The 22,892-nt window shown below is 39.1% G+C and carries 22 protein-coding genes; 16 read left to right on the top strand and 6 right to left on the bottom strand.

The genetic code is table 11. The features are described from left to right. The 7 genes from CD001_RS24225 (at nucleotide 1) to CD001_RS24195 (ending at nucleotide 6,888) form a co-directional block, all read left to right on the top strand. Nucleotides 1-630 (top strand): hypothetical protein, encoded by a 630-nt coding sequence (locus tag CD001_RS24225; RefSeq protein WP_096190135.1) that lies wholly within the window; start codon nucleotides 1-3, stop codon nucleotides 628-630. Continuing rightward, nucleotides 627-3,140 (top strand): glycosyl hydrolase family 18 protein, encoded by a 2,514-nt coding sequence (locus CD001_RS24220; RefSeq protein WP_218839267.1) that lies wholly within the window; start codon nucleotides 627-629, stop codon nucleotides 3,138-3,140. Before CD001_RS24225 ends, CD001_RS24220 begins: the two co-directional genes overlap by 4 nt. 235 nt (nucleotides 3,141-3,375) lie before the next feature. Next, a complete protein-coding gene (locus CD001_RS24215; protein ID WP_096190133.1) occupies nucleotides 3,376-3,696 on the top strand; it encodes a hypothetical protein in 321 nt (106 codons plus the stop codon). A gap of 125 nt (nucleotides 3,697-3,821) precedes the next feature. Next, nucleotides 3,822-4,958, top strand: coding sequence for a zinc-dependent alcohol dehydrogenase (locus tag CD001_RS24210; RefSeq protein ID WP_096190132.1), 1,137 nt, complete (start codon nucleotides 3,822-3,824; stop codon nucleotides 4,956-4,958). Between the two features lie 149 nt (nucleotides 4,959-5,107). Next, nucleotides 5,108-5,608 (top strand): DUF2243 domain-containing protein, encoded by a 501-nt coding sequence (locus tag CD001_RS24205; RefSeq protein WP_179298936.1) that lies wholly within the window; start codon nucleotides 5,108-5,110, stop codon nucleotides 5,606-5,608. Then, entirely contained in the window at nucleotides 5,601-6,413 is an 813-nt protein-coding gene (locus CD001_RS24200) for a cytochrome c oxidase assembly protein (protein ID WP_257009926.1), read from the top strand. The genes CD001_RS24205 and CD001_RS24200 overlap by 8 nt, the downstream gene beginning before the upstream one ends. A 145-nt stretch (nucleotides 6,414-6,558) precedes the next feature. Beyond that, nucleotides 6,559-6,888: an HlyD family secretion protein gene (locus CD001_RS24195; protein ID WP_096190131.1), complete on the top strand. Its 330-nt coding sequence runs from the start codon at nucleotides 6,559-6,561 to the stop codon at nucleotides 6,886-6,888. A 501-nt stretch (nucleotides 6,889-7,389) separates the two neighbouring features. Here CD001_RS24195 and CD001_RS24190 read toward each other — a convergent pair. Then, nucleotides 7,390-9,522, bottom strand: a complete 2,133-nt coding sequence (locus CD001_RS24190; RefSeq protein WP_096190130.1) for a catalase — start codon at nucleotides 9,520-9,522, stop codon at nucleotides 7,390-7,392. 227 nt (nucleotides 9,523-9,749) lie between these two features. Here CD001_RS24190 and CD001_RS24185 point away from each other — a divergent pair, with 227 nt between their 5' ends. From CD001_RS24185 to CD001_RS24165, 5 genes are all read left to right on the top strand, one after another. Next, entirely contained in the window at nucleotides 9,750-10,052 is a 303-nt protein-coding gene (locus CD001_RS24185) for a hypothetical protein (RefSeq protein WP_096190129.1), read from the top strand. A gap of 138 nt (nucleotides 10,053-10,190) precedes the next feature. Then, the gene (locus CD001_RS24180) at nucleotides 10,191-10,808 is read left to right on the top strand and encodes a response regulator transcription factor (protein WP_096190128.1); all 618 of its coding nucleotides are present in this window, start codon (nucleotides 10,191-10,193) and stop codon (nucleotides 10,806-10,808) included. A gap of 224 nt (nucleotides 10,809-11,032) precedes the next feature. Then, nucleotides 11,033-12,766, top strand: a complete 1,734-nt coding sequence (gene cydD / locus CD001_RS24175; RefSeq protein WP_096190127.1) for a thiol reductant ABC exporter subunit CydD — start codon at nucleotides 11,033-11,035, stop codon at nucleotides 12,764-12,766. After that, the gene (cydC, locus tag CD001_RS24170) at nucleotides 12,766-14,484 is read left to right on the top strand and encodes a thiol reductant ABC exporter subunit CydC (protein ID WP_096190750.1); all 1,719 of its coding nucleotides are present in this window, start codon (nucleotides 12,766-12,768) and stop codon (nucleotides 14,482-14,484) included. The genes cydD and cydC overlap by 1 nt, the downstream gene beginning before the upstream one ends. 20 nt (nucleotides 14,485-14,504) lie before the next feature. Further along, on the top strand, nucleotides 14,505-14,969 hold the full coding sequence (locus CD001_RS24165; protein WP_096190749.1) for a GNAT family N-acetyltransferase: 465 nt from the start codon (nucleotides 14,505-14,507) through the stop codon (nucleotides 14,967-14,969). Between the two features lie 103 nt (nucleotides 14,970-15,072). Here CD001_RS24165 and cydS read toward each other — a convergent pair whose 3' ends face one another. The 3 genes from cydS to CD001_RS24155 are packed head-to-tail and all read right to left on the bottom strand — an operon-like array spanning nucleotide 15,073 to nucleotide 17,656. Then, entirely contained in the window at nucleotides 15,073-15,222 is a 150-nt protein-coding gene (cydS, locus tag CD001_RS26645) for a cytochrome bd oxidase small subunit CydS (protein ID WP_179298888.1), read from the bottom strand. A gap of 44 nt (nucleotides 15,223-15,266) precedes the next feature. Beyond that, nucleotides 15,267-16,280: a cytochrome d ubiquinol oxidase subunit II gene (locus CD001_RS24160; protein WP_096190126.1), complete on the bottom strand. Its 1,014-nt coding sequence runs from the start codon at nucleotides 16,278-16,280 to the stop codon at nucleotides 15,267-15,269. A gap of 17 nt (nucleotides 16,281-16,297) precedes the next feature. Next, on the bottom strand, nucleotides 16,298-17,656 hold the full coding sequence (locus CD001_RS24155; protein WP_096190125.1) for a cytochrome ubiquinol oxidase subunit I: 1,359 nt from the start codon (nucleotides 17,654-17,656) through the stop codon (nucleotides 16,298-16,300). Nucleotides 17,657-18,209: 553 nt separating this feature from the next. On the opposite strand from CD001_RS24155, the gene CD001_RS26640 reads away from it, so the two are divergent. The 3 genes from CD001_RS26640 to CD001_RS24145 are packed head-to-tail and all read left to right on the top strand — an operon-like array spanning nucleotide 18,210 to nucleotide 20,553. Then, nucleotides 18,210-18,359, top strand: a complete 150-nt coding sequence (locus CD001_RS26640) for a hypothetical protein (protein ID WP_179298887.1) — start codon at nucleotides 18,210-18,212, stop codon at nucleotides 18,357-18,359. 12 nt (nucleotides 18,360-18,371) lie between these two features. Continuing rightward, nucleotides 18,372-18,842 carry a cytochrome c oxidase subunit II gene (locus tag CD001_RS24150; protein ID WP_096190124.1) on the top strand — a complete coding sequence of 157 codons (471 nt, stop codon included), beginning with the start codon at nucleotides 18,372-18,374 and terminating at the stop codon, nucleotides 18,840-18,842. Between the two features lie 19 nt (nucleotides 18,843-18,861). Further along, entirely contained in the window at nucleotides 18,862-20,553 is a 1,692-nt protein-coding gene (locus CD001_RS24145) for a cbb3-type cytochrome c oxidase subunit I (RefSeq protein ID WP_096190123.1), read from the top strand. A gap of 111 nt (nucleotides 20,554-20,664) precedes the next feature. Here CD001_RS24145 and CD001_RS24140 read toward each other — a convergent pair whose 3' ends face one another. Next, nucleotides 20,665-21,348 carry a Crp/Fnr family transcriptional regulator gene (locus CD001_RS24140; protein ID WP_096190122.1) on the bottom strand — a complete coding sequence of 228 codons (684 nt, stop codon included), beginning with the start codon at nucleotides 21,346-21,348 and terminating at the stop codon, nucleotides 20,665-20,667. Nucleotides 21,349-21,615: 267 nt separating this feature from the next. On the opposite strand from CD001_RS24140, the gene lpdD reads away from it, so the two are divergent. After that, entirely contained in the window at nucleotides 21,616-21,942 is a 327-nt protein-coding gene (gene lpdD, locus CD001_RS24135; protein ID WP_096190121.1) for a prenylated flavin chaperone LpdD, read from the top strand. 121 nt (nucleotides 21,943-22,063) lie between these two features. Here the strand turns inward: lpdD and ric are convergent, their stop codons facing one another. Further along, complete coding sequence (gene ric / locus CD001_RS24130; protein ID WP_096190120.1) at nucleotides 22,064-22,732, bottom strand: iron-sulfur cluster repair di-iron protein; 669 nt, start codon at nucleotides 22,730-22,732, stop codon at nucleotides 22,064-22,066. Between the last annotated feature and the right edge of the window lie 160 nt (nucleotides 22,733-22,892).

Here is a 22,892-nt window from a genome sequence, read left to right as displayed (position 1 = left end):
ATGAAATTTACAAAATATGTAGGGTCAATTGAACTGTCTCCAGATAAAAATGTTAAGGATGTAACGTTGAAGTTAGTTGGGGATCATTTTAGAGGATCCGTTTATATAACTGATGTAATGTTTCAATCAGGTCATTTTAGTACGGGATATCTCCCGGCAAATGATGAGATGTTAAAACGAGAGCGGGATGCAGATGGCAGTCCGATAGAAAATAGACATTTTAATGTCATTATTCGAGGTGATAAAGAAGTCGTCGTTCCGAACCGAAAAATGAATGAAACGTCTTCTGAGCTTTCACAACGAGTGACAGGTGGAATGGACTTCACTTTTTATCCTACTCAAGATGTTCAAGAAAACGGTCTTATGTTTTCGCATCAATATGAGACGCGAAGATTCAATTTACAAGATTCGTTAAAGGAAAATGACGTTTTTGAATTTAAAAGTTCAAAAAGACAGGTGATGATAAATGGGGAAGGAAATGTTGATTATGAAGGGATGTTTCAGACAATTCCAGCAGGCTTTGGCTTTTTTCGTGTACAAGTAAAAGGGACGAATGGTCGGCCAGGCTCTGGTGTACTGTTATGTGAACCAGATCAATGGTTACTTGGGAAAGGGGGAGCACGTCTTTGACTAATTTACGAACAAAAAATCGGCAGTTCTTAACTTGGCCGATGAGCGCTTCGATGTTAGACCGAATTCATCAATATGGTCAAAAAGTAAATATGATCGGTCTATTCTTTTTTGATGTAAATTCCCAAGGGTATATTACACCAGCTATTGATCATCTCAATGATGCGATGACGCGAGCAAAATTAGTATCAGAATCTTGGCCGCATATAACATGTTTACTTACAGTAAAAAATGATGGCTTTGAATCTATTTTTCGAGCTATCTTGGAAAATGATGAAGCACAAAACCGGTTCATTTCAGAGATTCATCGTATATTAGATGAATATCCATGGTGCGATGGGATCGACATTGATTTAGAGCATGGACCTAATGATTTAGAAGATGAGATTTATTCTTTATTCAGTCGAATCTACAATCAAATTAAGTCGAGGGAAAACAACCGACATGTTCATATTGATTTGCCACCGATGACTGGACCGCATCAAACGGTTGGTCCAGAAAAATGGTGTGACTACAGCAGGTTGGTTCATTTATGTGATACGGCACAAATCATGACATATGGCTTTGCTTGGGCAGGATCAGCTCCTGGTTCGACAACCCCGGTACAATGGATGAGAAATGTTCTAAATTACGCAACATCTGAATTTAATGGTGACCAGCTTTACACTGGAGTACCAGCATATGGTCATCGTTGGCAAATATACGATTATCCTAGCAATCTCGATGCATTAGGGAACCGGCGAGGGACAGCAGGTGGTTTTAGTCCATTCTTACGTTGGATGCTAGGCGATTTATCACATACAGATCAATATCGAACAGGTACTGAAACGCAACAGTATATTCCTTTTGCCTCCTATTATGACAGTCAAGATTTCCACCATTTGATGTATTTGCATGTATATGATTATCTCAACCCTGATGATCGGGATCACAGAGAATCTCCGATGGTCCAAGGAACATATGATGGGAAACCTTATGTTACTTGTTTCCAAAAACAACAAAAAACAGCGTTTGTCGGACAACAAGTGAATAGAACTGGAACTGATTATGTAGAATTAACAGGGGCAATTGATGAATATGAACAATCAAATATGATTTCTCCGAGGCAGCCAGGAGAATTTGAAAATGAAAGTTATGCTAGGTATGAATTTACTGTTCCAGAAGGAAGGTATGATATTGCTGTAAGAGTTAACTTTCCGTGGTGGGATCAACAACGGTTAGAACTTGCTGTCGATGGTGAGCAATTCATAGTCGGGGACAAAGAACAGTGGTACCCCTACCATAGACGGACACACTGGTTAAAGTTAGGGTCGTTTCAATTATCAGATGGAACTCATACTTTTGAATTGTTTGGAGAAGGCAGTCAATATGGAACACAATTTTATGGTTTTCGGGTATGTCAGGAGTTTCGGGATGAATATTACGGTGGGGAAGTGGAATATACTGTTCGCCCGAGAAAGTTTCTCGATGTAAACCGTGATGAGGCATGGCCGCATGAGAATCATTTTAAAGCCACTTTAGAGACGTTGCGTCGAGACCCTGAGCATGTCCATGTCTGGTATGATGATTTTCGCGATTGGAATGCTGGGTCGCTACCAAGCCATATATATCGTACGGTAGCAGGAGCTTGGGAAGTTTCCGGTAATGATATTGATGATGGTGCAGAAAGTCGGCCTTACAAACAAATTAACGGTTCAGGGGAATTTAGGATTAATTATGAATCTTTTTCAGACCTGTCAGTACAAGGTCGGGTGAGGCTTAATAGTGCTGGTGCAGCTGGAGTTGTTTTTGGTGATTTATGGTTAAGAATTAATACGACGAATAACCGTCTTGAATTAGTACAAAACGGAACACAAATTGATTCTTATTCAGTAAACCTTACGCAAGGAAGCTTTTATACGATTCGGATGCGTGTACGAAATCAACATGTCGCTTGCTTTTTAGGAACGTCAAAAGTCATCGATGTCGAAATTCATAATGACGTAAATCCAACGTCTTTTGGTATGAAATCAACAGTCAGCATGACAACAGATTTACTTATAGGTGCTGATTCGTATTGGTTTTATCCTCAAGAAGCATTGGAAATAACACTCCCTGATGGTACGACTGAAATGATCGGAAGAATCCCAAGATCAAATGTATTATGGGATGAGCATTGGGATTTCTTTCGATTAGACGCGAGTGAAGAACCTGATACACGAGAAGAACCGGATGATGGTATGTCTCGTACAATTCAAATGGACTGGGACTATTTACATTCGAAAGACTTTGATTTGTTGGATCCTGGTGATTATTCGATTCGAGTGAAAACGAAAGATACCGGGGTATGGTTGTCTACAGTTTACTTAGGTGATAAGGATGGTTTCAGTATTGTTTATTTTCCAGATGCAGAAACAATAAATAAACTAGCTAATGTTGTTGCCTATGATTACCGGATAAACGGGATTGGAATGTGGACGATTGGGCAAGAAGATCCATCTTTATGGGAGTTACTCCCTGATCAAGTGTGATCATGATTATTGATAGGGATTGGTTCAAATGCTCTATTGGTAAAACTTCCATTTATAGTAGCCTAAAAGAGTTTCCTTGAAAGGGCCGGTAAAAGTAATGGAATAAAAAGAGAGGTGTATGCTGACCATACCTCTCTTTTTTCAATAGGTTCTTCGTAAGTAAGGGGATTTTTAGTAAGTATAGCGTCGATTTTATATTTCAATCATGATTTAAATAGTTGGGAGGGATGTTGAAATGAAAGATCGCAAGCAAGAGGGGGTCGTTGTAACACATAAAGAAATTTATAAGGCAGTACAATCGATTCAAAAGTGTTTAAATACAATTGAACCGACAATGTCCCGGTTAGAAGATAAGACAGATAAATGGGAAGTGAAATTTCAATTAATGCAGGAAGAAATGATGAAAAATAAAGAAATCGCAGAGAAAGCGTTAGAAAAGTCAAAGCAGCTTGAAGAAAACCGGACTTGGTTTTATCGGATGATCGGACGAGCTTTTTTTGCTGCTCTTATTACTGGTTTAATAGGAGGAGCTATGGGTGTGTTTTTTTTGAATTAATCGTCACATTAATTAAAAGTACTAATCCGATGAATGTAACATCTTCTTTTTCGTATAAAAAGGACAAAAAGATAGCAACTTAGTATTGAAATTGTCCTTGTAGTGGATAAAAAGGAGAGCTGAATATGAAGGCAGTTACATATCAAGGAATAAAGGATGTTGAAGTGAAAGAAGTCCCAAATGCGACGTTAGAAAAGAAGGATGATGTGTTAGTTCGAGTTACAAGCACGGCAATTTGCGGCTCAGACTTACATCTCGTTCATGGGATGGTACCGAATTTTCCGAAAGGGTATATTATCGGGCATGAGCCGATGGGAATTGTCGAAGAAGTCGGTCCCGAAGTAACGAAGGTGAAAAAAGGGGACCGAGTCATCGTCCCGTTTAATATTTCATGTGGCCAATGTTTTTATTGTCAAAACGAACTCGAAAGTCAATGTGACAATGCAAACCCGAATGGTCAATCGGGTGCTTTTTTCGGCTACTCCGACACATTTGGTGGTTATCAAGGAGGACAAGCTGAATTGCTTCGAGTTCCATATGGAAACTTTGTTCCTTTTGCCGTACCGGAAGACAGTGAGATGGAAGATGAGAAACTCCTTTTTCTTTCAGATATTATTCCTACTGCATGGTGGGGGATTGAACAGGCGGAAGTGAAGCCGGGGGATACTGTCATTGTCCTTGGATGTGGTCCAGTCGGTTTACTCGCACAAAAGTTTGCTTGGATGAAAGGGGCGAAACGTGTAATCGCTGTTGACTACATCCAATATCGTTTAGACCACGCAAAACGGACAAACAATGTCGAAGTGTTCGATTTTCGAAAAGATGATGAGTTAGGTACTCATTTAAAGGAAATAACGAAAGGTGGCGCAGATGCTGTTATCGATTGTGTTGGCATGGACGGGAGAAAGACAGCAGTTGAAACCGTTGAGACGACTCTTAAGCTTCAAGGTGGTTCAATGGGGGCGATACAGCTGGCGAGCCAATGTGTCCGTAAAGGAGGGACAGTCAGCATTCTTGGAGTATATGGAACTCGTTATAATATGTTTCCGCTCGGGGATTTTTTTTCGAGAAACATTACATTAAAAATGGGACAAGCTCCAGTCATTCATTTTATGCCGGAACTATATAAAAAAATAAAAAACGAAGAGTTTGATCCAACCGATATTATTACTCACAAGTTGCCTCTGTCAGAAGCCAAGTATGGATATGACGTATTTGATGAAAAAAATGATCATTGTATTAAAGTAATTTTAAAACCGTAACGAAGGAGTGAACATCCAGTTTAACAAGGTAGGTTCCTTTTCTTTAATCAGTTGCACATATTTTCCATAAATAGGTAGATGCTATCTATATAAATAGCTTATTCCGCAAGTTTTAAGTGGCCAATATGAGAAAGGGAATAAATAAGAAGATGAAGATGCATGAACGTAAAAGCGTTAATAACAAGCGGGAAAGTATGAGAAATCAAAACATAATGTCTGGAATATTATTCGGTCTTGGACTAGTTGCTTTCTTTGATGAAGTTGTTTTTCATCAATTATTACGATGGCATCATTTTTATGATCGGTCAACAACAGATATAGGACTGATTTCAGATGGCTTGTTCCATGCTTTTAGTTGGTTTGCGACAATTGGTGGACTGTTTATGTTTGCTAACCTTCGTAGAAAGAATGGACTTTCGTTAAAAAGATGGTGGGCAGGAGTGTTGTTAGGAGCGGGAGTTTTCCAGCTATATGATGGTATTGTCCAGCATAAGTTGATGAGAATTCACCAAATTCGCTATGTCGATCACGTTATAGTATATGATATTGTTTGGAATATCATAGCTCTTGTACTAGTAATAGCGGGGATGATTCTCTTATTCATTACGAACCATCATAGAAAATCGGGAGACTCTACTTGGCATGAATAAACATGCTCATCATTTAGTCGAGATGTTCTCTATACAAGGCTTTATAGAAGTGTTACATCAGGTCATATTTGCTCTCCCATTTGTAAAAGCATTAATCCTCTATTATGTTGCTGTGTTTCTTTCGAACCGTCGTTTTAGGAGGTGGCCTTATTACCGGTGTATTTTCTGGTTCTTTGGAGTTGTCTCTGCAGCGGCAGCTTTTTTAGGTCCTTTAGCCGAGCGTGCACACGTAGATTTCACAGTGCATATGATTGTCCATTTGCTATTAGGTATGCTCTCGCCATTATTTATCGCCCTTTCTGCTCCTATGACTCTCATTTTTCGGACCTTAAATGTATCTGCTGCTAGACGTATTTCAATGCTGATAAAAAGTCGGTTCATACGTCTTTTCAGTGATCCAGTGACAGCTTCTTTACTGAACATAGGAGGGTTATGGGTTCTTTATACGACAAACTTATACATAATGATGCATCAACATTTTGTCATCCATATATTCATACATATCCACGTTTTCTTAGCAGGCTATTTGTTCACAATAGCTATGATTTATATTGATCCTTCCTCACATCGGACAAGTTTCTTCTATCGATCAGCTATATTCGTTTTTGCGTTAGCTGGGCATGGAATATTAGCTAAATACATTTACGCTTATCCACCAGATGGAGTTAGTACTGTTCAGGCTGAACGTGGAGCGATAATCATGTACTACGGCGGCGATATCATCGACGCAATCATCATCTTTATTTTTTGCTATCAATGGTATCATTCGGTTCGCCCGCGAACATCAGAAGCCGTTTACGAGTAAGGGTGAGTCGCAGCTCTCACTGAACATCCAGTTACTTGAATATTTCATCTAATCGTTAATGAAAGCATAGAAAACATGGTGCTGAGCAAGATAAAGGGTAGGGAATGAACTACCCAAAAGAATAATTGACGGAGGCATATAAGAGATGACAGAAATACAAAACGCACAGCAAGCTATCCAAAGAGCTCAGGATGCTATTCAGCAAGCAATAACGAGCGGGGTTCCAGAAGAAATACAACAAGCTAGACAAGAAGCTAAGCAAGCTGAAATGGCAGTGAATCAAGCACAGAAAAAATTAATTTCGGAAAATGAGCAGTTACAGCAAGCTTTACATCAGCTTCATCAAGCACAGGATCAAGTAAAAAAGGAAATGTATGATGTTCAGCAGGCTCAACAGGAAGTCCATCATGCCCAACAAGGTGTAGAACAAGCTCACCAACAAGTGGACCAGGCACAAAAAAACAACCTTCAATAGTGTGTCAAAACAAAAAAGGCTGCCATAAGCGACAGCCTTTTTTTCGTTGAAGGTTAAAAAGTATAAAATTTCAATCTGACGATTGCTGTCTAGCTTCAGCGAAGAGCGTTACATCACGAGCTTCCACACGGACGTGGTGACTTCGGCGTTCTCGCAGGACGCGGGAGTTTTAGCCGAAGCTCCTTATCTAGCGTGTTGTCACGACGGATACGCTAATGCGCAATAGGGGGTACCTTTGAGGTAGAAAAAGCTGTAAATTTACCACCAAGAGAAGATATCGCGGACCTTGGCGGTAGAAAAAAGTGAAATAGAACCGCCAAGAGAAGATATCGTCGACCTTGACGGTAGAAAAAAGTGAAATAGAACCGCCAAGAGAAGATATCGTCGACCTTGACGGTAGAAAAAAGTGAAATAGATCCGCCAAGAGAAGATGTCTTGTATCTTGACGGATACTCTACAAAGCTTTTCTAGTGTAGGAAGAGACAAGACGGTTACCTTTGTTTAGCCAGACATTTTACCGTCGATATTTTCTCTCATCCAGTGACGATGCTGGCTAATCGCTTGAATGAATTCTTGTGCAAACGCACTAAAGTCACTAGCATTGCGTACTGTAACGACCCCCATGTCTGTGAAGACAGCAGATCCGCTTTCCATATCTGCAATCGCGACCCCTTGCACATCGGCTTCAGATAATAAATCAATTCCTTCATTTGTGGCTCCGATTGGTTTTGCATGCAAAAAGGCATCACTAATAAAGTTTTTTGCATCTTTATGTGTTAATAATGTTGTGACCGATTGTTGTCCTCCAACTACATAGACAGCATCATACATGACTTCTGAACTTGTTGCATAGTTTTTATTTGCCTCTAATTGCTCTCCATCATCGCCTGTCAACATGCCTAAGTTTTTACTGACAATGTCTACATGGATGTTTGCCCCTTCTAATGCATTGATGACTTCAACGGCTTCTTTATTCGTAAATCCGTTTTCAGCTAGAACTGCTACCTTTCTCGTTTGTGCCATTTTAATCGTATTTTCTTGGCTAACTGCAGGAGAAGATTTAGTAACGCCGGTGCCACCAGGATTTGCTGGTGGGTTCATCCCAAGTCCTTTTGCAATTTCTTTTGCTAATTCTCCATCTACATTATTAAACATTTCAACGACACGTTGTTTAATTTGTTTGTCTTTTACATTTCCAACTTCGAAATGGAACGCTTTAATAATGTGCTGTTTTTCGGCTGGTGTCATGCTATTCCAAAAAAGAGTTGCTTGGCTAAAATGGTCCTGGAAGCTTTGGCTTCTCATTCTTACTTTTTGAGCTTCAACTTTTTCCATATAATGCTGATATCCATTCATTTCATCAGGTTTTGGGTCGTTCGACCTTAATGAGTTTTTTGAGTAGCTGACAGCACCTTTATCAATACTCATCCGGTGGAAGCCATCGCGTTGGTTATTATTAACGGGCGCGACTGGACGATTAATCGGGATTTCATGAAAATTTGGTCCACCTAGACGAAGAAGCTGTGTATCTAAATAAGAAAATAATCGTCCTTGTAGGAGAGGGTCATTACTAAAATCAATTCCCGGAACGACATTTCCAGTATGAAAAGCTACTTGCTCTGTTTCAGCAAAGAAATTGTCCTGGTTTCGATTTAACGTCATCTTTCCGATAAGTTTAACGGGGACGACCTCCTCTGGCCAAAACTTTGTCGGGTCGAGAATGTCAAAATCGAAAGCAAATTCATCCTTTTCTTCAACGATTTGAATGCCAAGTTCATATTCTGGATAATCCCCCATATTGATTGCTTCCCATAAGTCTTTCCGATGGAAATCTGGATCCTTACCGGCAAGCTTTTGCGCCTCGTCCCACGTTAACGAATGAACCCCTAACTTTGGCTTCCAGTGGAATTTCACGAACCTCGCTTGACCTTGGTCATTTACAAGCCGGAACGTGTTCACGCCAAAGCCTTCCATCATTCGAAAGCTGCGAGGAATTGCCCGGTCTGATAAAAGCCACATCATCATGTGGGCTGTTTCTGTATTACTGACAACAAAATCCCACAACGTATCATGTGCTGCCGAGGCTTGGGGAATTTCATTATGTGGTTCAGGCTTGATCGCATGGACGACATCAGGGAATTTGATCGCATCTTGAATAAAAAAGATCGGAATGTTGTTCGCAACTAAATCGTAGTTGCCATCCTCTGTGTAAAACTTCGTCGCAAACCCACGGACATCCCTTACCGTATCTGCAGAGCCCCTTGATCCAACGACGGTTGAAAAACGAACGAAGACGGGCGTTTTAACTGATGGATCTTGAAGAAACTTTGCTTTTGTTAATTCTGTCATCGGTTCATATACTTGAAAGTAACCGTGTGCACCGAATCCTCGGGCATGGACGACTCGCTCTGGAATGCGTTCATGATCAAAGTGCGTCATTTTTTCACGGAAATGAAAGTCTTCCATCAATGTCGGTCCACGCTCGCCAGCTTTTAAAGAATCATCTGTATTCGACACTTTAACGCCTTGATCCGTCGTTAGTTTCGTATTTTTGTGGTCTACACGAAAGTTTTCTAGCTGGCTGTCTTTTGGATCCTTCGGTGTACCGCTATTTTGTTGTGACTGGTTGTCCATATTATCCCTCCAATTGATTTTACGTTTACATTGACAATCGTAACGATGGAAAAATTTACTTCGAGCGTAGTTTTATCCCTGTTTTACTGTTTTATACTTACAATTCAAAGTTATTGTAATGATTGACAAAGGTTACGTACGATCTTTGAAAAAAATACGAATGTCTTTTAGCGAAATAGGAACGCTATATGATGTAGTAAAATATTCAATACAAGGAGGGCATCAATATGCCACAAGATCAACAGCAACAAGCACAACAAGCAGCACAACAAGCGCAGCAAGCTGCACAGCAGGCATCCCAGCAAGCACAGCAAGCTGTTCAACAAATTCAACAGTCTCAACAGCAAGCAGACCCACAAGCAATGCAGCAAGCACAACAAGAGCTTCAGCAAGCACAACAACAGCTTCAACAAGCTCAAGCTAATGCACAGCCTGCTCAACAGCAGCAATTACAGCAAGCACAACAAGAGCTTCAGCAGGCGACACAACAATTGCAACAAGCGATGCAAACACAAAATCAGTCACAATAAACAAAAGCTGCATCTTCTTTTAGGGATAACACGAAAACAGTATTTTCTGTTTAAGTGTTATCTCTTTATATATAAAGAGGGTTATTAGACAATAGAGGAATAGAAGAATGCTAGAAAAGCAGGTAAGGAGTAGGGTGAATGAAAGTATTAATTGGCTTAGATCATGAGCTGTTACGGAATGGACTCATTCAATTATTAAAAGATGTACAGCAAATTGAATATATGGTTATAACGGAAACGACAGAGGAATTCATTGCAGCTGTAAAAAAGTATGAGTTCGATTTATTCATTGTTGATGCAGAGCTGCAAGGCGCTGGCGGATTAAGAAGTATCTTGTCGACAATCGATATACTCCCTCCTGAAACGAAGTGTGTTTTTATGTATCGAAAACGGATAGCAGAGTTGGAAAGACTGTTTGAAAAAAGGCAAATCCACGGTCTCTTTTATGAACGTTCCTCTCTAGATAAATTATTAAGTTTTTTTCAAAAAGTAATAAGCGGTGAAAAAGCTTTTATGATGTCTGAACAAAAGAAAAATGTTTCTTTTACAGATTTGAATATGAATGATTATTTATCAAAACGCGAAGAAGAGGTTTTTCATATGAAGGTGCGTGGCTATACTGTGAAAGAAACATCTGAAGTATTAAATATTTCCTCGAAAACGGTTGAAAATCATCGACGGAATATAAAGAAAAAACTGAACATCAAAAAGAATAGCGAGTGGTATGATTGGGGGAAACGTTTAGGTGTACTCTAAACTTCACACCGTACAACTGTGTTCAATAAAGTGTCATATATCTTTCAAGTACACTTCGTTCATTTGATGTGAAGATCATGTAAAATAGTTATATGATGAATCTTTTTAATCGGTACGACATTTCAAAGATAATAAGTCCTCTTAGTGCCTATCTAGAAAAACAGAGTTATGTATAGACGAGGCATCAACATAAATTGCTCACAAAGATTGGAGAGCGTGAGATAATGAAGCAGTTAAAAGACCTTGCCCGTGCACAAAAGAAGCACATCCGTTTATTATATGTGATCTCAATCCTTATCGGTGCAACGATCATTGCCCAAGCCTATTTTATCGTCAAAATTGTCGACGATATTTTTTTAAAGCAGGAGCCATTTCAAGCTATCTTTCCATTTTTAGGCGGCTTGCTGCTCGTTTTAATTGCAAGAGCTTTGCTCACTTATGTGAATGGGCGAACTGGGATCCATATGGCTGCAAAAGTAAAACAAGACTTTCGTTCCGCATTGCTTCATAAATATAGCCGGAATCCAGTACAAGCTTCTTTGCAAGGGCAATCTGGTGAGAAGGTTAGTATCATGATGGATGCTGTAGATGAAATTGACAGTTATTTTAGCAAATATTACCCACAAGTGATTCAAACAAGTATTGTTCCCCTCATGATTCTTATTGCGATCTTTTGGGAAAATTGGGTGTCTGGAATTATTTTAATTATTAGTGCCCCATTTATACCGATATTTATGGTCATTATTGGAAGCAAGACGAAGCAAAAGTCAGAAGAACAAATGGAGAAGCTTGCCGCATTTTCAGGTCGATTTCTTGATATATTACAAGGATTAACGACATTGAAACTTTTCGGAAGAGCTAAAGATCAGCAAGACGCAATCAAGCAAAGTAGTCTTGATTATCGGGACGCAACGATGGGCGTATTGAAGGTCGCTTTTTTATCAGCACTTATGCTCGAATTCATTTCAATGCTCAGTATTTCATTAGTTGCTCTTGAAGTAGGGCTTAGGCTCGTTGTATATGAACAACTGACCTTTTTTACCGCATTTTTTGTATTAGTATTAGTGCCTGAATTTTTTGCATCGTTAAAGGAATTAGGCAGTGCTTTTCATACTGGACGCGGGAGTATGGGAGCAGCTAATAAAGTGATTGCAGAATTGGAGGAGGAAGAACAGCCTGTTGAATGGGGCGAAAATACCCTTGATTTATCAACAAAAGGTCCGCCAATGATAGACATGAAAAAAGCCAGCTTTAGTTATGGGGAAGGGAAATTTGCATTACATCAAATGGATGCCCACATTTTACCGAAAAGCGAAGTAGCCATTATCGGAGCTAGTGGCTCTGGCAAAACGACATTGCTTCACCTTCTATCAGGTCTTATTGCCCCTTCAGAAGGAGAGGTTTTCGTAAACGGTCGTCCGCTCCATGACTATAAAGAGAAGGATTGGTTTGATCAGCTTAGTTATATTTCTCAGGCTCCTTACCTTTTTTCCGGAACGATTGCGGAAAATATTACAATCGGCGGCAGAGGAAATCATTCATATGAAGAAGTTGATATGGCAGCAAAGAAGGCAGGAATTTCTGAGCTTGTTCATAGTCTTGATAAAGGGTATGAGACGCATGTAGGTGAAGCGGGAAGAGGACTCTCAGGTGGGGAGAAACAACGGGTAGCACTCGCACGTGCTTTTTTAAAGAAGCCTTCTATCATTCTATTTGATGAGCCGACGGTTGGACTAGATCTGCAAACGGAGAAAATTCTCCAGCGATCCATGAAAGAGCTCGCGAAAACGTCGACAGTTATAACGGTTGCTCATCGTCTTCATACGATTAAGAAAGCAGATCAAATTATTTTGTTAGAGGATGGTGCAATTGCTGCCTCTGGAACACATGAGGAATTGATCCACAACGTTCCGAAATACCGAAACATGATTTCCGTCCATGAAGGGGGGGCGTCATGATGAAAGATTTGACTATCGTCATAAAGCTCATGATGCACGAGAAAAAAGACGTATTCTATTCGATTTTATTAGGTTTCCTTGCGGGTACAGCGGCCGTAAGTCTTTTTGCTAATAGTGGATATTTAATCTCAAAAGCTGCGATTACACCGCCATTATATGTATTAACTGTGACGATCGCATTACTAAAGTTTTTTAGTATGACAAGGGCTTTAAGTCGATACGGAGAACGCTATTTTTCTCATAGAGCTACATTTACGATTTTAACGAATTTACGTGTTTACTTTTTTGATAAACTAGAGCCTTTAGCTCCGCAAATCTTTCATAAGTACCGAAGCGGGGACTTACTGTCACGGATTGTCGGCGATGTTGAAAGCTTACAAAACTTTTTCTTAAGAGTCTATTACCCGCCAATTGTCATGGTGATCGTCTTTTTGGCGACGATTGCATTTACAGCGTATTTTTCATTCTATGTAGCCGTCGTCCTAATTCTCGGATTGGTTGTTACCGGCTTTCTCATTCCAGTTGCGTTCGCGATGAAACAGCGAGCGATTGAGAGTCAGCTTAGAAAGCTTCGCGGTAATCTTTCAACAGAAACGACAGAATTTTTATATGGTTTTCGTGACCTCAAGTTGTACCAGAAGCTTGAGAATCAAGAGAAGTCGTTAGTGAACGCATCCCACTCTTATATTTATGAACAAGGCAAAGAAGGGAAACAAGAACTATATAGCCAATCTGTGAATCACATGATTTCGCTCATCGTGTCATGGCTGATCTTAGGACTTGGAGCATACTTAGTGACGAATGGACAACTCGATGGTGTATTTCTTGCTATGCTTGTAATGATCTCGTTAACTGTATTTGAAAATTCGACTCCGATGGCAGCTTTTCCAGGATATTTCGAAGATAGCAGACGTGCATCGAACCGGCTGTTTTCAGTAGTAGAAGAGGATCAGAATGAGGAGAAAAATCCGGCGGAGCGGCAAATAAATGATGAGCGTCCACCAAACATTCATTTGAATCAAGTCACGTTTACGTTTCCAGGAGAGACGAGACCAGCATTAAAAAATGTTTCATTAACAATTCCCTCTGGAACAAAGACAGCAATTGTCGGACCAAGTGGGTCAGGGAAATCGACATTGATCCAATTGCTTCTGAAATTCTACAAAGAAGAAAAAGGAGCGGTTGAATTGGATGGCGAGATGATACAATCGATTGATGAAAAATCAATATGGCGGTCAACGAACGCTGTTTTACAAGAAAATCATTATTTCTACGGAACGATTCGTACGAACTTACAAATTGCGAAAGATGGTTTATCTGACGAAGAGATGAATAGTGTTCTTGAAAAGGTTCATTTAGAGCATCTTTCTTTAGACGATCACATCTTAGAAAAAGGGGAAAACTTATCTGGAGGTGAAAAGCAACGTCTGGCTATTGCACGAGCGATGTTGAAGGGGGCACATCTCTGGTTGTTAGATGAACCGACATCGTCTGTTGATGCTGTAACGGAAAAACAAATTTTCGAGCACCTTTTTAAAGTCGCAGAACATGATTCTATGCTGCTTATTAGTCACAAGCTGACAGGCCTAGAGAAGATGGATCAAATTGTTGTGATGGAACAAGGAACAATTATTGAAACGGGAAGCTATGATGATTTGATGCGGCGAAAAGGGTATTTCTATGAAATGAAACAAATAGAAAAGAATGTGTTCATGTAAAAGTGATGGAGGAGAAAGCGCTGGAAATTCAAACTGAACGTTTAACGATTGTCCCTTGTACAGTTGAAAATTACTTGGACTTCTCAAATCAATATGGATTAAAACACCATATTAAGCTTCATATAAACAAATTAAAACAAGACCCTACAATTAAAGGCTGGGGTGTATGGTTTGTCGTAAACAAAGAACAAAGGAATGTAATTGGCGATATCGGGTTTAAGGGGAAGCCTGATGAAGGAAAAGTTGTAGAAATAGGGTACGGTATGCTGCCTGCCTTTCAAAATAAAGGATATGCTACTGAAGCTGTCACCAGTCTTATTAAATGGGCATTTTCTTCAGGGAAGGTTCAGAAAGTAACGGCTCAATGTTTGAAAACGAATGTCTCGTCGATTAAAGTACTTGAAAAGGTAGGTATGAAGCAAATTTCTACTCAAGGTGAAATGTTCATGTGGGGAATGATAAAGTCATTTCCTCATGACGAATAATGTATATGAAAAACCCGAATCAATCTAGTGCATCTGATTGATTCGGGTTTTAGCATCAATGTAACAATGTCATTAACGAAGTCTCAGTCGATCAAAAAAGAAGCTAACTTGCTCCATCTTTTTTGCTTTTGTTTTGATCCTCTGTTACGAAAGCTGGAGGCTTCGCTTTTGCCCCCCAAAGAAAAACGATGACTAATGCAGCAGCTAGAACGAGAACAGGAGCGATAAAAATGAAAAATGATGTTAAATCCATAGTTTCAATACCTCCTTAAAGGTTTCTTGAAAAAAGTAATCCACTTATTTTTTCCCTTTCACATAGTCTGCATCGAACAAAAATAGTTTCATGAGTAAAAACAACGATGGGACTAAAAGTAGCAGACCTGCAATAAAGGCGATAATTAACGCTAAGGCCATCGATTCGTTTGTAAACCCGTCATAGATCGTCAAGTAAGGATAGAGCAAATAAGGTAAATGAGCAGCTCCGTAACCAAAGAACGCTGTAAAGTACTGAATCATGACCATAATGAACGCTGTACCGTAGTTTCTTCGTTTATAAATTAAATAAGTTGCAATCGCAAAGGCGATGAATGAAAGCCCGAAAACCCACCAGATGTCAATCATGTTTTGATAATGTTCAGGGTTTCGTTTATTTAGTAATGAAAAGACGATGATTCCCATCGCAATGGACGGGAAAGACCATGTTAAAGCGTATTTTCTTAATAAGTTTAGTGCACCTTCGTCATTTGCCCTTGATGCGTAATACGTGAGAAAGCTTGCTGAAATAAACAAAACACTGACAACTGCTAGGACGACGACTCCCCACGAATAAAGGCTGCCAAACAACTCTCCATACAATAATTGAACATTTCCATTTTCTTGTGTAATATATCCGCCCTCTGAAATTGTTAAAACAGTTGTGAGTGAGGCAGGGATGAGCAAACCAGTCGCCCCATAAAGAAAATTATATAATTTACTCTCCTTTGCACCGTAAGTAGCAAATGCGTAATACGACCCACGAACAGCGAGCAAAATAATCGCAATACTACCAGGAATAAGCAGGGCAGTCCCGTAATAATAAGCTGTACTAGGGAAGAAACCGACAATTCCAATAAAGAAAAAGACGAGGAATACGTTTGTCACTTCCCATACAGGGGACAAGTAACGCTGGATGATATTGTGAATAATATGGTTTTTATTCGTGCGTTTCGTATAGTAGCTAAAGAAACCAGCACCAAAGTCTACGGATGCAACGATCAAATAACCATATAAGAACAGCCATAGTACGGTGATTCCAACTACTTCATAACTCATCGTTTACGTCCCCTCCTTTATTTTGCAATAGGCTCCGTCGTATGGGAGATTCCACGCTCTTCTAATTCGTGTTCAATCGGCTTTTTATTAAACATTCTTCGTAGAACTGTAATACATGTGGCACCGAGAATGATATATAAAATCGCAAAGATGACGAGCATGACGTCAACGTGCTGCGAAGTGGTTGCTGCTTCGGCTGTTGTCATAACTTGGTTTATGATCCAAGGTTGACGCCCTATTTCAGCGAAGAACCAGCCCGACTGAATGGCGAGCATTGCTAGCGGTCCACCGGCAATGACTGACCAAAGTAATGGACGGCTAAACGCATTCCATTTTGTGAATCTGTTAATAAACACATATAACATAGAAACAGCAGCTAAATACATCCCGATAAAGACCATTAAATCAAATAAGTAGTGAACAAAAAGCGGTGGTAGTTCCTCTTCAGGAAATTCATTCAATCCAATGACTTCGGTGTCTGCTGATCCACCTGCTAAAATACTTAATGCGTAAGGAATTTTTAACGCATATTTTATTTCACCGTCATCGGTGAGGAAGCCGCCTAATATTAATGGAGCCTCTGTTTCTGTTTCGAAATGCCATTCTGCAGCTGCCAGTTTTTCAGGTTGATATTCGTGTAAATATTTCCCGGAGAAATCGCCAATAACAGCAGTAGCGATCGCAAAGATAGCACCAGTGACCATCGTTAAGTGAAGTGCTTTTTTATGGTATACGTGCTTGTTTCCTTTTAAAATATGAAACGCTGCGATTGCCCCTAAAACGAAAGCAGCTGTTAAATAGCATGTAATAATAACGTGAGACATCTTTGTTGGTGTTGCTGGATTGAACATTGCTGCAAGGGGGCTGACATCGGTCAATACCCCATCGACAAGGTTAAAACCTTGTGGTGCATTCATAAATGAATTGACGGTTGTAATAAAGAAGGCACTAGACGTAGCGCCAATCACAACTGGAATAATTAATAAGAAGTGCTTCATTTTGCTCTTGAATCGATCCCAAGTATATAAATATATTCCGAGGAATATCGCTTCAAAGAAAAATGCGAAAACTTCCATAAACATCGGTAAACCGATCGTATGGCCTGCTGCCTGCATGAAGTTTGGCCATAGAAGGCTTAACTGTAAGCCAATAGCAGTACCAGTCACAACTCCAATAGCAACTAAGACGACAAATCCGCGTGCCCATCGTCTAGCCATAAGTGTATAATGCGGGTCATTTCGTTTTATCCCCATCCACTCGGCTATCGCAATCATGAGTGGGATACCAACTCCGAGCGTTGCAAAGATGACGTGGAACCCTAATGTCAAAGCAGTTAATATGCGGCTGTATATGACCGGATCATATTCAAAAAACATGACGCACCTCTCCCTTCTGTTTAAAGTGATCTATCATAAAGGACGTTTTGTTAACCTATCAATGGAATACCCCTTTGAAGGAAAATAGAATCTTTCTTCTGTAAGTAACATCCTGCATCTGCTTACGTATAGTTAACACTATTTATATAGTAATAATATTCATTCATGAATTTTATAGGTGTTAACACCTATATTTTGTGAATTTGTGAGCAAATCTTGAACAGCGAGTGAAGAATTTGTGAAAAAAGAGAAATGGAGGATAAAAACGTTGAAGCGTAACAATTTTCCGATAGGTGATCGTGTATGGTGAATGATTAATAGTACTCCCATTGTTGAGGTGGAATCCCTTTAATAGGGTTTTTTTGTACGATCAGAATTATCAAATCTATGGATGATCGTAGAACTACAACGAAGGCTTTCGCCATTAAAACTTGCACGAAAGTATAAAAGTTTTTAGGCAGCCAAGTTTTGTTTATCAGTGATTGAAATCACTGAAATGATAACCATTATCAATTAAGATGTGAGTAAGATGACAAAAAGGAGGTTGATTTTGATGGGAGAGCCGAAAATGAACCAAAAAGAAAAATTATACGACAAAAGTGAAGCACCGTTAAAAGGAACATGGTTTTCCGTTGGTGTAGTAGGCTTTGTTATTTTTGTAACAAATTTATTACTGTTGTGGTTATATATGTCGAGATTATAGGAGCGGGAAGAGATGAAAAAATTCCATCGAGATGAAGCTATTTGGCTTACGGTAAGCTTTGGGATCATTATAGGGTTTATGCTGGTGACCGGTTATCAAACCTTTGTTTTAGGAATGGGACCGCCAAGTCACATGGAAACGATTGATCCACAAAAAGTGGATGAAACACCGCCATTCGATCAACCGGGTGTTGAACAAATAGGGGAGAATGAATATGAAGTGGTGATGACATTAGAAATATTTAGTTTTAATCCAAGTGATATTGAAATACCTGCCGATTCAACAGTACATTTCAAAATGACGTCAAAAGATGTGATTCACGGTTTCCAAGTCGCAAATACAAATATAAATGCGATGGTTGTGCCAGGACATATTCAAAAAATAACGCAGACTTTTAATGAACCAGGCGAGTATCTCGTTATATGTAATGAATATTGCGGTGCAGGTCACCAGCATATGGCGACGACCATCACGGTTAAGTAAAGAGGAGAGGGGGGAAACTATGGAAACTGTGATCGGCAACACGAAAATGCCAACATTTAAAGATAAGGCTAATAAAACGTTCGGTATAAACTTAGAAGATGCAAGGCTAACAAAAATATATATAAGTGTTGCATTTATCGCTTTATTGCTCGGTGGAGTATTAGGATTATTACAAGGATTAAACCGAGCAGGAATGCTAGAATTACCATCATGGCTTAATTATTATCAGGTACTCACAGCACATGGATTATTACTAGTCGTTGTGTTGACTGCTTTCTTTGCAATTGGCTATTTTTATGCAGGACTTTCACATACTTTAGGTGGTCTCTTGCCGAAAGTTAGAAAGATGGCATGGATTGGCTTTGGACTGAAAATAATCGGATTCGTATTCGCTGTAGTTCCTATTTTGATGAATAAAGCGTCAGTCATGTATACCTTTTACCCACCAATGGCAGCATCACCTTATTTTTATATTGGCTTAGTTTTGATCGTTTTAGGTGTATGGATGTGTGCATTTGGAGCATTTATTCAAGTGGCGAGTTGGAGAAAAAATAACCGTGGCGAACATGTTCCAATCCTTGCTTTCTTTGCTACAGGTGTCTTTATTCTATTGTTTTTCGGTAGTGTCCCTGTAGCAATAGAGGTTTTTATGATTATTCCTTGGTCTTTTGGTTGGGTTGAGACGATAAACGTGATGTTGTCTCGTACTCTTTTTTGGGCTTTTGGCCATACACTCGTTAATATTTGGTATTTGACAGCTGTTTCTGCCTGGTATGTCATTGTACCTAAAATTATCGGAGGAAGACGGTTCAGTGATACGTTAACTCGTGTCGTCATCATTGCTTTAGTCATTATGAACATTCCAGGTGGATTCCACCATCAAATCATTGATCCTGGAATGTCCGAAGGTGTGAAATTCCTACATGTATTTATGAGTTTATCGATTGCCTTTCCTTCTTTAATGACTGCTTACGCAATGTTTGCCGTATTTGAACGAACTTCACGTAAAAAAGGCGGAAAAGGAATACTTAGCTGGTATAAAAAACTTCCATGGGGGGATGTCCGCTTCTTGGCGCCCATGATTGCGATGATTGCTTTTATTCCTGGTGGAGCGGGAGGAATTGCCCAGTCAACCAACCAACTCAATCAAGTTGTTCACAACACGTTATGGGTAGTCGGACATTTTCATTTAACGGTAGGAACAACGGTCGTTCTTACTTTCTTTGGCATTAGCTATTGGCTCGTTCCATATCTATCAAAACGAGTTTTAACTCCATCTATAAACCGCTTAGGCATTATCCAAACCATGATTTGGACAATAGGTATGGTGTTTATGGCAGGGGCGATGCATTGGGGCGGCTTGTTAGGTGCACCTCGAAGAACGTCATATACGACTTATTTTGACAATGCCACAGCGTTAAGTTGGGATCCGTATTTGTTTTTCTTAGCTATTGGAGGAACATTGTTAATGATTGGGATTTTCATTCAAGTGTATGTCGTCTTCCATCTCATGTGCCTTTCACCAAAAGGAGAAACAGAGTTTCCAATTGCTAAAGAAGAAGATCATGCAACGAAAACACCATATTGGACAGAGCGTTGGGGGCTTTGGATTGTACTCATGCTATTGGTCATTGCAATAGGATATGTGATTCCACTCATTGATTTTATCTTTCATGCACCACCGGGATCACCACCATTCCAACCATGGTAACCTAAATCATTTTTCTTCGAAAGAAAAGACTGCACACTTGTTACAATGAGAAAAACGACTATCATCGTACGATAGTCGTTTTCATTCTAACGATTTCTTTCGAGGGTACGATTAAAGGTTATCATTAAAGGGGGCAAATTTTATAATGATTGAATGCTGATTATACATCATTTTATCTTCTCTTTTTAGTTGAGCCATCGTACGACTAACAGTTTCTCTTGTTGTTCCCAACATGTCTGCAATATCTTGATGTGTTAAATCAACATTGATTTCATAACCATCCTCCACTTGACGTCCGATGTTTTTCGCTAGCATGAACAAAGTGTTCATAAGTTTCTCTTTTATACCTTTTTCCATGACCTGACTTAATCGAGTTTGTAAACCACGTATTTTTTCATCTGAAATTTGAAGAAGTTTAATAGATATACTTGGATATGCTTTTAATAAGTCATTAAACTCATCGACGAGAAGGTAATAGAGGGTACAATTTTCGATTGCTTGGGCGGTAGCTGGATATTCACTGTCTCCAAAAAGTCCGACATGAGGAAACATGTCATTGGTTGATAATATATTTACAATTTGTTCACGCCCACCTTCTGTCGTTTTGAACGCTTTTATTTGACCTTCTGCAATTAAATAAATGATGGAACAAGGTTCCTCTTGATGAAAGATTATATCTCCCTTTGATACTTCTTTTTTGAATAAAATATTTGCTATCTTGCTTAATTCACTTATGTTGCAATTTTTAAAGATGTCTATTCTTTTTAAGATCGAAATTTCAATATGCTTAGTCATTTAATCACCTAATTTCTACATGAAAACTTTATTTTTTATATGGATGTGCTCTTAATTAGCCTGAATCCGTAAGAGGAGTGCTGAGATGACATCTATCTACTTGCTTTCCTCCGTCTCAGCAGGGTCTTGCCAGGCTCGCTTTCCGGAAGTGTTTAGCAGTTTCAAGTCATATTAACACCTTTTCAACTATGATGTGTTTTGTTTCTAAATAATCCTGACAATATTCATTGTTTGCAGGCTAACAATTTACTAAAAAGGAGTTATCACATGATATATTATGACATAAAAAGAATTGGTGAGGATTGGTTGCTCGCTGTCTATGGAGGGACTCACCCCCATATTGGTGCTATTTGTACAGCTAAGTGGCAAGAGGGAAAGACAAAATTACTTCATTCTTATCAACTTCCTCATCATAAAGAACAAGAATTAGCTGAAGAGATTGCTGCGATATGGTGCTCGAAATTTCACGGGACAGTAACTGTTACGGTCGGTATTCATGTCACTCAAGCTACTAAAGAGATGATACAGAATTTAGTAGCATTAACGAGAAAGCAACTTTATAATGAGATCCGAAAACAAAAACGTCATAATTAATGGCCAGCATGTCTGATTAAAAGATGGAGCATTATTTCTTCTTGCCGGATTTCCTATTAATTCTAATATTGAAAAGGTAGCATACGGTAAAATACCGTATGCTAAGTTTAAGAATGATCGTTTAAAACCGTGGGAAAAGGATATTATTTTCTAAGTGAATGTGCTGGAACAAATCAGATTCAAGTTCATCTAATTTTAGATAAGTTAGTCGGTAAGTATTACATGCCCCTTCTGGAATTTTATAATCCTCTGTAGCTTCACGAAGTGTTTTTAAGAGCATACCTGATTGTTCATGTTCATGCTCAAATTGATTAATAGCATTTGCAACTTCTTCTACATTACTCTCCAAAATCATAGGGAAAAGCGTTTTTTCCTCTTCTAAAAGGTGTGTCTCAAGCTCATTTTTCAATTGATGAAATATAGTAAAAACCGTTTTAAGCTCTGGGTGATTTTCGCCATGGACACGATGGACCTTGGTAACATATGCACTTAATTCCGGTAATACTTGTCTTAAATATTCGTGGTGAACTTGTACGATATGATTAACAAGCTCCTGGCTACTTTTATTCGCCCAATCAATTTGGTTATCTTGATTGGTGGAAGTGTATAAATCATTAATCTCTTTTAAAACGGCTTCTTTATCAAGCTCAGTTTCATCAAGTGCCTCTCCAAGTGGTCTATTCCCTCCACAGCAAAAGTCTATTTTGTAGTCTTTAAAAATTGAACTAGCTCTTGGGAATTGCGTCACAATATCTCCTGTTTTTGATTCTAAAGTAAATTTATGATCCATCAAAAATCCCTCCATTAAATTTCTATTCACCTCTAATATAACGTTCATAAAACATAAATGCTGTGAGGTTAATCACTGAACTTGTGGTTAAGAAAAATAAAAGAGTAAATTTTTTATTAGAAAGTTTTTAAATCAAATGTAAAGTTATTCACATATGGGC

It is taken from the genome of Evansella halocellulosilytica (genome assembly GCF_002335745.1).
Classification (GTDB): domain Bacteria; phylum Bacillota; class Bacilli; order Bacillales; family Salisediminibacteriaceae; genus Bacillus_CA; species Bacillus_CA halocellulosilytica.
This window is presented reverse-complemented; position numbering and strand designations above follow the sequence as displayed.